Here is a 14,758-nt window from a genome sequence, read left to right as displayed (position 1 = left end):
CGCGTCAAATGGTCGCGCGATCCTGGTCTGCGGTCAGCAGTCGTCTTGCTGTCGCACCTCAAGCGTAGGGTCGCTCGTGTAGGCGCGATGCGCCTCACGACATAGCCAGGCTGACGCACGCCGAACCGACCATTCCCGTGCTCACGCCGTCGCGTGCCATCGATTCGATCGTGCCCCAGTTCTCGCGGAAGATCCGCGCCGCCTCGTCGGCACTTTCCGCCTGGATCGTCAGACTGCACGCGCGTCTCGCGCCATTGCTGGCGAGCTGGAAGTAGAGAACATAGCCAGACGATTCCGCACTCCGTGCGCCCGAGACTGCCTGCTGCATGTAGGTTTTCCCCATAGTGTTTTTGTTGCGCCACCCGCAGACAGGATTTGACAGGGATGCGGCGCCTTCGTGATTCAAAGCGCGCAATCTGCACGATTGCGCATTTTGTCTGGCGGTGTTGCCGGGATTCAACAGACGATGGAACCCAATCACGGGCAACGGCTGCTACGCAGCCGCGATCACGACACGCGCTGAACTGTCGCGGCGTGGCTTACGCATCACCGTCCGGATGCACCATCAGGGTTTCCTGGATCGAGGTCGCGAGCATCGACCCATCGCGGTCATGGACGCGGGCGATCGACAGCCCGCGGCCACCGTCGGCGCACGGGCTCTCGGTTTCGACATGCATCCAGGCGTCGGGCGAGAATGCGCGGTGAAACCAGATGCAATGGTTGAGGCTCGACAGATAGAGCGGCGCGCGCGACTGCAGGTCGCGGAGATGGCCGCCGACGCTGGAGAAATTGAGCCACCAATCCGAGAGATAGGCGAACACCGCGGCCTGGGCGCGGGAACCGGCGGCGAGCGGCTGGCGGGATCTGATCCAGAAGCGCAGGCGCGGCCCTGCCGTCGCGGCCGAGAGCTGACGCTCGATCTCGGGGATACGGAAATCCATGCTGGACTTGATGTGCTGCGAATACGGACCGAGCGGTCGCAACTGCGCCATCAGCCGGTCGGGGATCATGCTCAGATCGGGCAGGCTCTCGGGATGTTCCGATCGTGCAAACGGCGCTGCGTGCCGCGGACCCGGCTGCGCTGCGCAGAACGTGGCCTGCGCGCTCAGCACGATGCGGCCGTCGCCCTGGCTGCCGAGGATATGGCGGGAGGAGAACCGCTTGCCGTCCTGCAGAACCGCCGCGTCAAACGTGATGCGCCTGACAGGATCGGCGCCGCGCAGGAACAGGAGTTGCAGCATCGCCGCCGGGCGATCTTCGGGCGCGCTGAGCGTTGCGGCCATCATGGCTTGGCCAAGGATCTGGCCGCCGTAGGAGCGCCCGTTGAGATTGCCGTCGCCGAAGCGGCTGCGATAGCGCAGCGGCGCGATGGTCTCGAGCGAGACCAGCGCCTCCGCCGCCTTGTCGTCCCACGGATCGCAGGTGTCGCCATGTCCCTCCGCGACGCGGATGCCTTGCCCGTCCATCACATCGCCGGGAATTTCTGCGGTCCGGGATAGAGCGGATAGCCGGCGGCGACGCCGTATTCGCTGATGCCGAATCCGGTTTCGTTGCCGCTTTCGAGCCGGACGACATGGTCCGACAGCGTCCGAGCGATGGCGCGTGTCGCCGCGTCGTCGAGGTTCCAGATGTCGTGGGCGGCATGGCTCTCGCCGCGGTCGTCGCCGTGGGTCCAGCCTTGCAGGCCGCCATACATGCCGGCCTTCAGATAAAATCGCGTCGGCAATCCCAGCATCCTGACGCGGCGCGGCTCGCCGCGCTCGAAGCTGAAGGTGAAGTCGGCCACCGCGATGGTCTGGCCGAGCGGATCGTCGGCCCATTCGATCGCGTGCTCGACCGAGGTCACCTCGCGATGCGACACCGATCCGTCGGCCTCGCGGCGGAACTCGGTGCCGGAGAGGTAATGCGGCTTGCCCGGCGTGCGCTCCTTGATGAAGATCGACAGCGCGGACGTCTCGAACTGGAACATCGACCAGGTCCAGAAGAAATTGCGATGGGTTGCGACCGGCGGCGTTGTCTCGTCGGTGCGCATCTCCGAGCGCAGGCCCCAGGAACGATCGCGCTGTCCCCACCATTGTTCCGGCTCGATCTCGTAGCGCTTGCCGTCGGCGACGATCCAGCCGCGCCAGCGGCCGAATTGCGAGACGCGCGCGAGGTCTTCCTCGACGACGCCGTTGCGCTCGCGGAAATTCTGCTTCTCCTGCGCCGCCGGGAAGCTCGCCTTGAATTCGAGCTCAAAGCTGATCCCGGACGGATTGTCGGCGAGCGAGACCCTGTGCAGGCTGTTGCCTTCGACGATCTCGATCCTGAGCCCGCCGACTTCCGTCTCCAGCGGACGGGTCCCGAGCCGGCGCGAGGCGCGGAAGTTGTGTTGGCGGCGGCCGATGCTGATGCCGGCAAAGCCGTCCATTACGTTGCGGTTCGGGTAATAGCCGAGCCCGATGTCGATCAGCAGCTCGCTGCCGTCGATCGGATGCGCGGTGTACCAGTAGCGCTCGGTGAACCTGACATCGCCGCCGCCGGCCTTGGCAAACGGCTGCGGCGTCTGGTGGCCGATGAGATCGTCCTGGGCTGTCAGCATTGTTCTTGTCCTTATGTTTGAGCCGGTTCGGTCAGATGGATGGCCGGCGCGGGATCAATCCTTGGCCGGACCCGCGCCCACGATGTCGCCGAACAGCCCCCAGGTCTTGCCGTCGAAGCGGGCGAAGCGGCGTTCGGTGATCGCCGCGTAATCCTGCGGCGTGGTCTGGATCGTGATGCCCGGGAGCAGCATCGGCAGCTCGATGCCGCTGAGGTTGGTGGCCTGCTTCAGCACGTTCTCCCGCGTGAGGTTGTCGCCGCAGCGTTGCAGGATGATGGCGCCGAGCTGCGCCGTGGTGTAGCCGGTCACCGCGATCACGTCGTTCGGGTCCATCCCCGGCATGTATTTCGCGGCGAAGGCGAGATAGTCGGCCATGCCCTTGTCATTGGCCCAGGCCGGATCGTTGGGTGTCTTGTAGGAGGTCGTGGTCAGGATGCCGGTCGAGGCCTCAATGCCCGCCGGCACCAGCACGCCGGCGATCGAATTCGCGGTCGAGCCGAGGAAGATCAGCGGTTTCCATCCGAGCTCGTGGATCTTGCGGATCGCCATCGAGGCGAACTTGTTTTGCGCGGCGATCAAGATTGTATCGGCACCGGACGCCTTCAGATTCACGATCTGCGAGTCGATAGTGGGCTCGGTCGACTGATACATCGCCTCCTTGACGATCATGGTGTCGGCCTTGGCGCCGAGGCCTTCCTTCAGGCCGAGCACAAAATCCTTGCCGATGTCGTCGGCCTGCAGCAGCACGCCGATCTTGGCATCCGGCTTCTCGCGCAGCACGTAGCGGGCGATGATCCGGGACTCGTTGACGTAGGTCGGCGAGTAGGGCGTCGTCCAGGGGAACTGCTTGGGATCGTTCCAGCGGGTGCCGCCGCTCTGCACCAGGAGTTGCGGAACGCCGTTGCTGTTGAGATATTTCTGGATCGCGGCGTTGGTCGGCGTGCCGAACGGCGCCATGATCGCGAGCACCTTGTCGTTCTCGACCAGCGCGCGCGTCACCTCCACGGTCTTGGGCGGGCTATAGGCGTCGTCGCGGGTCAGGAAGTTGATGTGGCGGCCGTTGATGCCGCCTTTCTCGTTCAACATCGTGAAATAGGCGAGCATGGTCTTCGGAAAGCTCGCATAGATCGACGCCGGTCCGCTGTAGGGCGCGTTGGCGCCGAGCAGGATTTCGGTGTCGCTAACTCCTGGACCATAGGCCTTCTGGGCGTTCGCTGTTCCGAGCCCTCCGCTGAGCGCGAGCGCCCACACGGCAAGCGTTGCGATTAGCTTCCGCATCTTCCCCTCCCATGACGCCCTCTTTTGCGGGGCTCGTTGATCCCGACGGCGGAGCCGGCAAAGGCTTTACCCGCCGCATCGGCTATGTAATAATAGACCGTATGTCCGGATTATCAACTGGAATCTCCGGGCAGGGATATCAGCCTCACGCGTGACGGAAACATCCGCGCGTGCGCGGCCGAATGGCGGCAAGGAGGAAACATGAAGCTGACGCAGGCGCTCATCTCGGCAGTGCAGTTGCGCAAGGATGCGCCCGGCACCATCCATGCCGGACGGTCGCGAAGCTGGAAGGAGATCGGCCATCGCGTCGCCTGTGCCGCGGGCGGGCTGCGGCGGCTCGGCATCGAGGCCGGCGATCGCGTTGCGATCCTTGCGCACAACAGCGATCTCTATATCGAGGCGCTCTATGCCATCGCCTGGGCCGGTGCGGTCGCAGTGCCGCTCAACACCCGCTGGGCGGTCGCCGAGAATGCCTATGCGATCGACGATTCCACGCCGAAATTGCTGCTGGTCGACAAGGCCTTTGCCGAGATCGGCTCGGCGCTGCGTGGTGCGAAATCACTTACCGCGATGGTCTATCTGGACGAGGGACCGGTCCCTGGCGGCATGCAGGGTTATGACGAACTCATTGCGAACGCGCCGATCGCGGATGCATCCGGCGCCTACAATGATCTCGCGGGCATCTTCTACACCGGCGGCACCACCGGTTTTCCCAAGGGCGTGATGCTGTCGCATGCCAACATCATCTATGAATCGCTGGTCTGGATCTATGCGCTCCGGTTCCGCGAAGATACCCGGTATCTGCACTCGGCCGGCATGTTTCATCTGGCCGGCACCTCGCCGATGATCGCGCTCACGCTCGTTGGGGGCGCCCATGTCACCATCCCGAAATTCGAGCCCGAGCTCGCGATGAAGACGATCGCCGAGCACAGAGTGGATTACTGCCTGTTCGTGCCGACCATGCTCAACATGATGCTCAATCATCCGTCGTTCGGCGCATATGATCTGAGCAGCGTCAGGGATTGCGAGTATGGCGCCTCGCCGATGCCGGATGCGCTGCTGGTCAAGCTGATGCGCGTGCTGCCGAGCTGGCGCTTCCATCAGGGCTACGGCATGACCGAGAGCGCGGCGCTGGCGACCATCCTGCCGTGGGAGTATCACGCGCTGGAGGGACCGCTGGCGGGCAAGCGCAAATCGGCTGGGCGGGCGGCGCCCGGCGTCGAGATCCGCATCATCGATGCTGCGGGCAATGAAGTGCCGCGCGGCACCGTCGGCGAGATCGCGATCCGCGGCGCCGGCGTGATGCTCGGCTACTGGCGCAAGCCCGAGGAGAGCGCGCGGGTGTTGCGCAACGGCTGGCTGCACACCGGCGACGGCGCCTGGATGGATGAGGACGGCTTCGTCTATATCGTCGATCGCCTGAAGGACATGATCGTCTCCGGCGGCGAGAATGTCTATTCCGGCGAGGTGGAGAACGCGATCTTCCAGCACGAGCAGGTCAAGGAATGCGCCGTCATCGCGGTGCCCGATCCGCAATGGGGCGAGGCGGTGCACGCGATCGTGGTGCCGAAGGACGGCGCGCGGCTCGATTCCGACATGGTGATCGCGCATTGCCGCACCCTGATCGCCGGCTACAAATGCCCGCGCTCGGTCGACATCCGTCTCGAGCCGTTGCCGCTGACCGGTTCCGGCAAGATCATGAAGTCGGCGCTGCGTGAGGAGAAGTGGCAGGGCTATACGAGGTCGGTCAATTGAAGCAGGAGGCTGCCAAACGATCCGGCGACGAGTCGGATGTCGCGCCGGAGCCCGCTCGCCCTGTCGTGGTGAATGACGACGCGGTGCGGACCGGTCTCGCGCGGCATCTGTCGCGGATATCCGGGAGCCGGACGGAGATCACGAGCTTCGGCCGCAAATCGTCGGGCTTCTCCTGGATCACCTATGCCTTCGTGGCGCGCTCTGCGGCTGACGGAGACCGCAAGCTGATCCTGCGCGTCGGTCCGCCGAACGGGTTGTTTGCGCCTTACTCGGTGCTGCCGCAGGTCTATGCGCTGCAGTCGCTTGCCGGCTCCGGCGTGCCGGTTCCGGCGCTGGTGTCGTTTGAACAGGGTAGCGCCGAGATCGGCTTCCCGTTCTTCATCTGTACGCATGTCGAGGGCGATGTACCTGCACCCTGGGCGGCGAGCGAGCTCGACCCGGACCACAAGCGCGCGATCGCCCGGCAGTTCGTCGAGATCCTCGCATCGCTGCACCGGATCGACGCGAGCGGAACGCCATTCGCATCGCTGCAACAAGGCGGGCTCCGCGCCGAAGTCGGCGCGATCGCCGGCTGGCGCGCCTCGCTGGCGCGGCCGACGGCACGCTATTATCCGCTGCTCGATTGGGGCGGACGCTGGCTTGAAGATAACTGCCCGCCGCCGCCATGCCGCACCGTCGTGCATGGCGATTACCGGATCGGGAATTTCATCGAGCACAATGGGCGGATCACCGCCATCCTTGATTGGGAGCTCACGCACCTCGGCGATCCCCATGAGGATCTGGCCTGGGCGATGATGCCGACCTTCAACGCCAGGAGTCGCAAACTCTATGGCGTGCTCGAGCGCGCGGAGGTGATCGATCTCTATCAGCGTGCCTCCGGCATTGCGGTCTCGGACAAGAGCCTCGCCTTCTACGAGGCTTATGCGCTGTATCAGGCGGCGGCGATCCAGATGTGCGCGGTGCGCGCCTTCGAGGTCGATCGCTTCAACGACATGCGCCTCGCGGTGATGGCAAGCCAGATGCCGTCGATCGTGCGGGCTTTCGAGCGCGCATTGGAGGCCGCGGCATGAGTGCATCCTTTGAGCGGTTGATCGACGGCATCATCGATGCCCTGCAAAGCCATGTCGTGCCGAACAGCAACGACGATTTCGTCCGCGGCCAGGTGTTCTCCGCGATCTACGCGTTGAACGGGCTGAAGCTCGCGGCTGACTGGAAGGCCGGACCGCTGCTCGAGCAGGTGCGTTTGCAGGACGATACTTTTGCGGCGGTCAAACGGTTGACCGACGGCATGGTGCATCCGGAGATTCCGGCGACGCCGCGTATCCCGGGCGACATGTCCGACGCCACCATGATCGAGGCGCTCCGCGACGATGGCGACCGGCGGCTGGGGCAGCTTCTGCTCTGGGCGAGCGGCGAGGGGGCGCGTGCGGCCAATCGCGATGCTGCGGGCGAGATTGAGCGCCTGTTGCGCCGGGCGATCTGCGACCAGCTCAAGATCGAGCTCGCGACGACGCCGAAGTCGATGTTGCAGCAGATCGCGGGCGGCGAGGCGCAGGGCTGAGGCCGTTGCGCCGCCGGCTGCCCGGAATTGCATCTTTGTGCGGTGTTCCGGGAAATCAGTGGTGTCGCTGGGAAAGAAGCTTGCCGGTCCGCGGCGCTCGTGCTATTCATTGACCGAACGGTCGTTCGGATTATTATTGATGGGCCGGTAAAGGCATCCGCGGCAAGCGGCCGGCGAGGGAGACGGAGCGATGAACATGATGACCGGCGTCTCGCCATGGGAGCGGTTGATCCGGCCCGACCGGGTGCACGGATCGCTCTACACCGACCCCGAGATCTTCGAGGCCGAGCTCAAGAACATCTGGTACCGCACCTGGGTCTATGTCGGGCACGAGAGCGAGGTGCCTAATGCCAACGACTACGTCGTCAAATCGATCGGCCCGCAATCCGTGATCATGACGCGCGACGAGCAGGGCAAGGTCAACCTGCTGCTCAACCGCTGCTCGCATCGCGGCAACCAGGTCTGCTCGTTCGAGCGCGGCAATGCGCGCTCGTTTACCTGTCCGTTCCACTCCTGGACCTTCGCCAATGACGGCCGCCTGGTCGGCTACGCCTTTCCCGACGGATACGAGGGGCAGGACAAGGCGCAGCTCGCGCTCGGGCGGGTGGCGCGTGTCGAGTCCTATCGCGGCTTCGTGTTCGGCTCGTTCGCGGCCGAAGGCCCGACCCTGAAGGAACATCTCGGCGGCGCCGCCGAGACCATCGATCGCCTGGTACGATCATCGCCGGAGGGTGAGGTCGAGATCACGGCGGGCTTCCTCAAGCATCGCGTCAAGGCGAACTGGAAGTTCATCCTGGAGAACGAGTGCGACGGCTATCACCCGGCCTTCGTGCACACCTCGATCTTCGGCGTTGCCGACAGCATGATCGGCAAGCTCTATGGCGGCGCCTCGACCGCGCTGACCCGTGACTATGGCAACGGCCATACCGAGATCGATTTGCGGCCCGAGTTTCGCAAACGCGACGCGCCGATGAGCTGGTTCGGCACCAGCGAGGAGCGGCTGCCCGACTACACCGCGCGCATGAAGACCGCCTATGGCGACAGCGCGGCGCGCGAGATCATGATCGACGGCACGCCGCATGTGATGATCTTCCCGAACCTGTTCATCGCCGAGATCCAGATGTTCGTGATCCAGCCGCTCGGCGTCGACGACAGCGTGCAGCATGTCACGGCGCTGCAATTCAAGGGGGCGCCCGATCTGAACCGGAGACTGCGCCAGCAGACCATGGGCTCGGTCGGCCCGGCCGGCTTCCTGCTCGCGGATGATTCCGAGATGTACGAGCGCTGCCATCGCGGGGTGCTGGCGCGCAATCCGGAATGGATCTTCCTCGGCCGCGGCGAGAAGCGCCAGCGGCAGGACGAACTCGGCTTCACGGTCGGCCACGTCACCGACGAGGTGCCGTCGCGCGGCATCTGGACCCATTATCGCAAGCTGATGGAGCCTGCCTGATGCTGTCGCGCGAGAGCAGCGCCACGTTGATGAGCGCCATCACCGCCTTCCTTTATCGCGAGGCGCGATTGCAGGACGAGCATCAATACGAGGCCTGGGAAAAGCTCTGGACCGACGACGGCGTCTATTGGGTGCCGGCCAACGGCGCCGACATCGACCCGGAGCGGCAGATGTCGATCATCTACGATAACCGCTCGCGGATCGCGCTGCGCGTCCGGCAGCTGATGACCGGCAAGCATTTCACCCAGACACCGCAGTCGAACCTGCGCCGGCTGATCTCCAACATCGAGTTGATGGACGAGCAGCCGGACGATGGCGACATCGCGGTCGCCAGCAACAGCCTGATCTTCGAGTCGAGCCTGCGCGACGACACGCTGTGGGCGGCGCGCAACGAATACCGGCTGCGCCATGTCGACGGCGAATTGCGGATGGCCAGCAAGAAGGTCATCCTCGTCAACAACGACAAGGCGATCTACACGCTGTCATTCCTGGTCTAGGAGAGATCTTGCCATGATCGACAAGGGTCCCGTCCTGCTCGACATCACCGACGGCATCGCGCGGCTGCGGCTCAACCGCCCCGACGCTGCCAACGGCATGAGCGCAGAACTGCTGAGCGCGTTGTGCGACGCCATCATGGCCTGCCACGGCCATCCGGACCTGCGCGTCGTGCTGCTGAGCGGCGAGGGCACGAACTTCTGCGCGGGCGGCGATGTCCGCGCCTTTGCCTCCAAGGGCGAGAAGCTGCCCGACTATATCCGGCAGGCCACCGCCTATCTGCAGAATGCGGTCACCGGATTGCTGCGGCTGGAGGCGCCGGTAGTCGCTTCGGTGCAGGGCTTTGCGGCAGGCGGCGGCGGCTTCGGTCTGGTCTGCGCTTCCGATATCGTGATCGCGGCGGAGTCGGCAAAATTCCTTGCCGGCGCGACGCGGGTCGCGATGGCGCCGGATGCCGGCGTCTCCGTCACGCTGTCGCGGCTGGTCGGCCTGCGGCGGGCGATGTCGATCCTGCTGACCAACCCGGTGATATCAGCCGCCGAGGCGCTGCAGATGGGCATCGTCACCAAGGTGGTGCCTGATGCGGAGCTTGCCGACGCATCGCTCGCACTGGCGCGCGAGCTGGCGGCCGGCGCGCCGAAGGCGCTGGCCGCGACCAAGCGGCTGGTCTGGGCCGGCACCGGCACCAGCATCGAGCAATGCTTGTCGGAAGAGGCGCGTACCGTTGCCGAGCTCTCGGGGATGGCCGATGCGCGCGAAGGGCTCGCCGCCGTGATCGAGCGGCGCAAGCCTGTCTTCACGGGGCGCTAAGACGTGGCTGGCACCTTGCCATTCGGACGCCTCGACGGCCGCCGTGCCTTCGTCTCCGGCGGCGCGCGCGGCATCGGTGCTGCGATCGTCCGCTGCTTTGCCGGAGCAGGTGCCAGGGTCGTGATCGCCGATCTCGACGTCGCCGCGGCCTCGGAGCTCGCGCGCGAGACCGGCGCTGTGGTCGCCGGGCTCGACGTCAGCGATGCCACGGCGGTGCAGGCCATGATGGCGCAGGATGGCCCGTTCGACATCGTCGTCAACAATGCCGGCATCGATCAGCATGCTTTCTTCACCGACACGTCAGCCGACGATTGGGCGCGGCTGATCGCGGTCAATCTCACTTCGGTGCTGGCCTGCACCCACGCCGCGCTGCCGGCGATGCAGGCGGCACGGTTCGGCCGCATCATCAATGTGACCTCGGAGGCGGCGCGGCTCGGCTCCAAGGGCGGCGCGGTCTATTCCGCGGCCAAGGGCGGCGTGATCTCCTTCACCCGGAGCATCGCGCGGGAGAACGCGCGCTATCGCATCACCGCGAATGCGATCGCGCCGGGACCGATCCGCACGCCGATGCTGGAGCAGGCGGTGGCAAAAGGCGGCGACAAGATCCTGCAGGCGATGACCGGCGCGACGCTGCTCGGCCGGCTCGGTGAGCCGGAGGAGGTTGCGGCCGCCGCGCTGTTCCTGGCCTCCGACCAGGCCGCCTACATCACCGGCGAAACGCTTGGCGTTTCCGGCGGCATGGGCATCGGCGGCTGATGGGTACCGCGGGCGACGATATCGCCATCGCGCCGGTCGATCGCGCGATCGAGCGTTTGCGTGCGATCTATCGCGGCTGGACCCGCGATACATCAGTGGCGCAGATGCGCAGCGATTGGGACAAAGCCTTTGCCGGCTGCTCGGTGCCGGTGAGCTGCCAGCCGGTTTCCGCCGGCGGCGTCGATGGCGAATGGCTCGTGCCGCCAGGCGCACCGCGCGACAAGGCGATCCTGTATTTTCACGGTGGCGGTTTTCGCATCGGCTCGATCGCTTCGCATCGCGATCTGGCCGCGCGGATCGCCGATGCGTCCGGCTGCCGGGTACTCTCGATCAACTATCGCCTCGCGCCGGAGCATCGCTTTCCGGCGGCGCTGGATGATGCGTTGATTGCCTATCAGTATCTTCGCGATCAGGGACTGCGTCCTGCACAGATTGCCTTCGCCGGGGACTCCGCCGGCGGCAATCTCGTGCTCGCTGCGATGCTCGCCGCGAGAGATCGCGGCCTGCCGCTCCCCACGGCCGGCGCGCTGATGTCGCCCTGGACCGATCTCACCGCGAGCGGCGCGAGCTATCAGAGCAGGGCCGAGGCCGATCCGATCCACCAGCGTGCGATGATCCTGGCGCTCGCCGAGAACTATCTCGGCAAGGACGGTAATCCCTGCGATCCGCTGGCCTCGCCGCTTTTTGCCGATCTCGCTGGTCTACCGCCGCTGCTGGTGCAGGTCGGCGACCGCGAAACCGTGCGCGATGACTCAACGGAGCTGGCCGCAAAGGCGAAAGCCGCCGGCTGCGACGTGGAACTACAGCTCTGGGACGGTATGATCCACGTCTTCCAGATGTTCCCCGAAATTCCGCAGGCGCGAGAGGCGATCACGGCCCTCGCGGATTTTCTGCGCAACCACCTTCACATTGGCCATCAGAGAGCGCCACAATGAACGTCATGACCCCGGATCCGCGCCAGCTCACCGAGACCGAATTCCATTTCCCGGAGCAGCCCAATCTGCCCGAGGAACTGCGCATGCTGCGGGAGCAGGTGCGCCGCTTTGTCGAGAAGGAAGTGGTGCCGCAGGCCGAGGCGTGGGAGCGCGACGGCAAGATCCCGCGCGAGATTTATCGCCGCATGGGTGCGCTCGGCTTCCTCGGCATGCGCCATGCCGCCGAATATGGCGGCACCGACATGGGGCCGCTGGCCTCGATGGTGTTCGCCGAGGAGCTCGGGCGCTCGAGCTTCGGCGGCTTCACCTCGTCGATCCTGGTTCATACCGACATGTCCGCTGTGCACATCTCCTTGCGCGGCACGCCGGAGCAGAAGCAGAAATTTCTGCCGGCGATCATCCGCGGCGAGACGGTCTGTTCGATCGCGGTGACCGAGCCCGACGCGGGCTCCGACGTCGCGGGCCTCAAGACGCGTGCGCGGCGCGACGGCGATCATTGGGTGATCAATGGCGCTAAGATGTTCATCACCAACGCGGTCTATGGCGATATCCTGATCGTCGCCGCGCGCACCGATCCGCACGCCAAGGGCAGCCGCGGCATTTCGCTGTTCATCGTCGAGCGCAACACGCCGGGCATCACGGCGACAAAACTCGACAAGCATGGCTGGCTCTGCTCGGACACCGCCGAGCTCGGCTTCCAGGACGTCCGGGTGCCGGCGGAGAATCTGCTCGGCGAGGAGAACAAGGGGTTCTATGGCATCATGGAGACGTTCCAGAACGAACGCATGTGTATCGGCGGCATCTGCGCCGGCGAGTCCGCCAAGGCGATCGAGTTGACGACGAACTATGTGAAGACGCGGCAGGCGTTCGGCGGCCCGCTCTGGAACCAGCAGGGCGTGCGGCTGAAGCTCGCCCAGCTCGCGGCCAAGGCGGCCGCGGCGCGCGCGCTGGCTTACCAGGCCGCCGAGCTCGCGGCGGCCGGGCAGGAGTGTTTGCGCGAGGTGTCGATGGTCAAGGCGCTGTCGCCGGAGGTGCTGCACGAGGTCGTGCATGGCTGCCTGCAACTGCACGGCGGAAGCGGCTTCATGCGCGGCACGCCGATCGAGCGCATGGTGCGCGACGCCCGCGTGCTGACCATCGGCGGCGGTGCCACCGAGGTGATGCTGGAAGAAGTGGCGAAGCGAATGTAAGGGACGGCCGTTACCTCGACGCCGGCTTGCCCTGGCCGACAGTCTGCGCCGCAATCCCCGGCTTCAGCCGCCAATCCTCGCCGAAATCCGCGAGCGGATGGAAGAACAGCGGTTCGGTGGTCTCGATCCGACGCAGCCGCTCGGCGTAGCCGTCGAGATAGCGGTGCCGCGTGGCCTCGTCGACGAAATTCACCGAATACGACACGAAGGGCGGCAGCACCTTGCAGCCGGCATAGGCCAGGGTGCCGTTCTGGATCGGCCACAGCACGACGTCGAGCGCGCCGACCAGCCCGTCGGGCGCGCACATTCCGGGATAGGCGGCGGTCGAGGTCACCACCATGGCGCGGCGGCCGGCAAGGCCGCCGGTGTCGTAGCGACGACCCGCGCCGTAGACCGCGCCGTTGACGAACACGCGGTCGATCCAGCCCTTCATGATGGCGGGAACGGAGAACCACCACAGCGGAAACTGCAGGATCAGGAGGTCGCACCACAGCAGCTTCTCGATCTCGGCGGCGATGTCGCCGCTGAGCGCCCCCTGTTGCAGATTGTATTTCTGCTCGCGGTCATATTGCAGCCGGTCGGGAAACCGCCGCGCGCCGAAATCGTCTGATGTCGCCACCGGATTGAAGCGCATGGCGTAGAGATCGGAGATCCTGACCGTATGCCCGAGCGCGGTCAGCTCCGCCACCGACCGCGCCAGCAGCGCAGCGTTGAACGACTGCGCCTCCTGATGGGCAAAGACGATCAGGACCTTCATGGTTCTAGTCCACCGGCTTGAAGCTGAGCGTCGCCGTATCGGCCTGCATGATCTGCAGCTTCTGGTTGGAGAAGCGGACGCCGGGGCCGAAGCTGATCGGCGCCATCACGCCGGTCTCGACGTTCTTGGTCTTCTCCAGCTCCGCGATGGTGCAGGCCCAGGTCGGCTGCTTGCCGCAGCGCTCGATCGCCGAGATCAACACCTTCGCGGCGGCATAGCCCGTCATGGTGTAGCGGTTGATGCCCTTGAGCTCGGCCTCCGACACCAGCGGCTTGGCTTTCTCCAGGAATGCCTTGCCGGCCGCGCCGGCGAACGGCTCGACATAGTCGACCGCGTAGATGCCGTCGCCGGCCGGACCCATCAGCTTCAGCACCGGCTCGATGCGGCCCGGCCAGAAGATGCCGGTCACCGGCTTGATGCTGAGCTTCTCGAGCTCCTTCATCATTGCGATGTTCTCGGCGATGATGCCGCCGGCCAGGAACACCTCGGTGCCGGAATCCTTCAGCTGCAGCATGTCGGACGAGAAGTCCTGCTGGCCCTTCTTGTAATTGCCGCTGTAGACGACGTTCAGCTTCTTGGCCTTGACGACCGAATCGAAGCCGTCGCGCACCGTGATGCCGTAATCGTCGTCCTGGGTGATCAGGCCCCATTTCTTACCGGGGTTCTTGTCGGCGAGGAAATTGACGAGGTGGATGATGCCTTCCTCGTAGGATTGGCCGACCACGAACACATTCTTGCGTGGCGGCTCCCACAGGAACTTGACCGGCGCGACGTCGATCACGGTCGGGATGCCGGATTTCTCCAGCACCGGCATCACGGCGATCGACTGGCCCGAGCCGGAGATCCCGATCATCGCGAACACCTTGTCGACGTCGATCACCTTCTTGACGCCCTGGATGGTGCGCGCGGTGACGTAGCCATCGTCCTCCAGCACATATTTGATCTTGCGGCCGTTGATGCCGCCGGCGGCATTGGCTTCCGCGATCGCGATCTTGTGGCCGATCGAGGCCGCGACGCCAAGCAGCGCCGGCGGGCCGGTCAGGGGTTCGACGTCACCGATCAGGATCTCGGTGTCGGTGATCCCCGGGTCGGCGGCTGCAGCGGGGCCGATGGCAAGACAGGCCGTGGTGAGCAGCAGCGCGGCCGCCGCCAGATGCTTGATCATTGTCTCCTCCTCATGGTGTTGCGTC

The 14,758-nt window shown here is 65.4% G+C and carries 15 protein-coding genes; 9 read left to right on the top strand and 6 right to left on the bottom strand.

Annotation, left to right across the window (positions count from 1 at the left end; translation table 11 throughout):
• Nucleotides 1-94: 94 nt before the first annotated feature.
• From XH92_RS34100 to XH92_RS34085, 4 genes are all read right to left on the bottom strand, one after another.
• Nucleotides 95-328, bottom strand: a complete 234-nt coding sequence (locus XH92_RS34100; RefSeq protein ID WP_194456057.1) for a hypothetical protein — start codon at nucleotides 326-328, stop codon at nucleotides 95-97.
• 211 nt (nucleotides 329-539) lie between these two features.
• On the bottom strand, nucleotides 540-1,466 hold the full coding sequence (locus XH92_RS34095) for an acyl-CoA thioesterase II (RefSeq protein ID WP_194456056.1): 927 nt from the start codon (nucleotides 1,464-1,466) through the stop codon (nucleotides 540-542).
• Nucleotides 1,466-2,581, bottom strand: coding sequence for a hypothetical protein (locus tag XH92_RS34090; protein ID WP_194456055.1), 1,116 nt, complete (start codon nucleotides 2,579-2,581; stop codon nucleotides 1,466-1,468). The genes XH92_RS34095 and XH92_RS34090 overlap by 1 nt, the downstream gene beginning before the upstream one ends.
• A gap of 54 nt (nucleotides 2,582-2,635) precedes the next feature.
• Nucleotides 2,636-3,859 (bottom strand): ABC transporter substrate-binding protein, encoded by a 1,224-nt coding sequence (locus XH92_RS34085; RefSeq protein ID WP_194456054.1) that lies wholly within the window; start codon nucleotides 3,857-3,859, stop codon nucleotides 2,636-2,638.
• Nucleotides 3,860-4,060: 201 nt separating this feature from the next.
• On the opposite strand from XH92_RS34085, the gene XH92_RS34080 reads away from it, so the two are divergent.
• From XH92_RS34080 to XH92_RS34040, 9 genes are all read left to right on the top strand, one after another.
• The gene (locus tag XH92_RS34080; RefSeq protein ID WP_194456053.1) at nucleotides 4,061-5,614 is read left to right on the top strand and encodes a long-chain fatty acid--CoA ligase; all 1,554 of its coding nucleotides are present in this window, start codon (nucleotides 4,061-4,063) and stop codon (nucleotides 5,612-5,614) included.
• Nucleotides 5,611-6,684 (top strand): phosphotransferase family protein, encoded by a 1,074-nt coding sequence (locus tag XH92_RS34075; RefSeq protein WP_194456052.1) that lies wholly within the window; start codon nucleotides 5,611-5,613, stop codon nucleotides 6,682-6,684. Before XH92_RS34080 ends, XH92_RS34075 begins: the two co-directional genes overlap by 4 nt.
• Nucleotides 6,681-7,175, top strand: a complete 495-nt coding sequence (locus tag XH92_RS34070; protein WP_194456051.1) for a hypothetical protein — start codon at nucleotides 6,681-6,683, stop codon at nucleotides 7,173-7,175. Before XH92_RS34075 ends, XH92_RS34070 begins: the two co-directional genes overlap by 4 nt.
• Before the next feature lie 190 nt (nucleotides 7,176-7,365).
• Nucleotides 7,366-8,625 carry a Rieske 2Fe-2S domain-containing protein gene (locus tag XH92_RS34065; protein WP_194456050.1) on the top strand — a complete coding sequence of 420 codons (1,260 nt, stop codon included), beginning with the start codon at nucleotides 7,366-7,368 and terminating at the stop codon, nucleotides 8,623-8,625.
• The gene (locus XH92_RS34060; protein ID WP_157340290.1) at nucleotides 8,625-9,122 is read left to right on the top strand and encodes an aromatic-ring-hydroxylating dioxygenase subunit beta; all 498 of its coding nucleotides are present in this window, start codon (nucleotides 8,625-8,627) and stop codon (nucleotides 9,120-9,122) included. Before XH92_RS34065 ends, XH92_RS34060 begins: the two co-directional genes overlap by 1 nt.
• A 13-nt stretch (nucleotides 9,123-9,135) precedes the next feature.
• Nucleotides 9,136-9,930 carry an enoyl-CoA hydratase/isomerase family protein gene (locus tag XH92_RS34055; protein WP_194456049.1) on the top strand — a complete coding sequence of 265 codons (795 nt, stop codon included), beginning with the start codon at nucleotides 9,136-9,138 and terminating at the stop codon, nucleotides 9,928-9,930.
• A 3-nt stretch (nucleotides 9,931-9,933) separates the two neighbouring features.
• The gene (locus tag XH92_RS34050; RefSeq protein ID WP_194456048.1) at nucleotides 9,934-10,686 is read left to right on the top strand and encodes an SDR family NAD(P)-dependent oxidoreductase; all 753 of its coding nucleotides are present in this window, start codon (nucleotides 9,934-9,936) and stop codon (nucleotides 10,684-10,686) included.
• Entirely contained in the window at nucleotides 10,686-11,621 is a 936-nt protein-coding gene (locus XH92_RS34045) for an alpha/beta hydrolase (RefSeq protein ID WP_194456047.1), read from the top strand. The genes XH92_RS34050 and XH92_RS34045 overlap by 1 nt, the downstream gene beginning before the upstream one ends.
• A complete protein-coding gene (locus tag XH92_RS34040; protein ID WP_194456046.1) occupies nucleotides 11,618-12,811 on the top strand; it encodes an acyl-CoA dehydrogenase family protein in 1,194 nt (397 codons plus the stop codon). The genes XH92_RS34045 and XH92_RS34040 overlap by 4 nt, the downstream gene beginning before the upstream one ends.
• A gap of 10 nt (nucleotides 12,812-12,821) precedes the next feature.
• Here XH92_RS34040 and XH92_RS34035 read toward each other — a convergent pair whose 3' ends face one another.
• Together XH92_RS34035 and XH92_RS34030 are read right to left on the bottom strand one after the other, a co-directional pair.
• Nucleotides 12,822-13,568 carry an NAD(P)H-dependent oxidoreductase gene (locus tag XH92_RS34035; RefSeq protein WP_194456045.1) on the bottom strand — a complete coding sequence of 249 codons (747 nt, stop codon included), beginning with the start codon at nucleotides 13,566-13,568 and terminating at the stop codon, nucleotides 12,822-12,824.
• A gap of 4 nt (nucleotides 13,569-13,572) precedes the next feature.
• Complete coding sequence (locus XH92_RS34030; RefSeq protein ID WP_194456044.1) at nucleotides 13,573-14,733, bottom strand: ABC transporter substrate-binding protein; 1,161 nt, start codon at nucleotides 14,731-14,733, stop codon at nucleotides 13,573-13,575.
• Nucleotides 14,734-14,758 lie beyond the last annotated feature (25 nt).

The organism is Bradyrhizobium sp. CCBAU 53421 (assembly GCF_015291625.1).
In the GTDB taxonomy this organism is placed as follows: domain Bacteria; phylum Pseudomonadota; class Alphaproteobacteria; order Rhizobiales; family Xanthobacteraceae; genus Bradyrhizobium.
The sequence above is the reverse complement of the archived record's forward strand: the minus strand, read 5'-3'. Positions and strand labels throughout refer to the sequence as shown.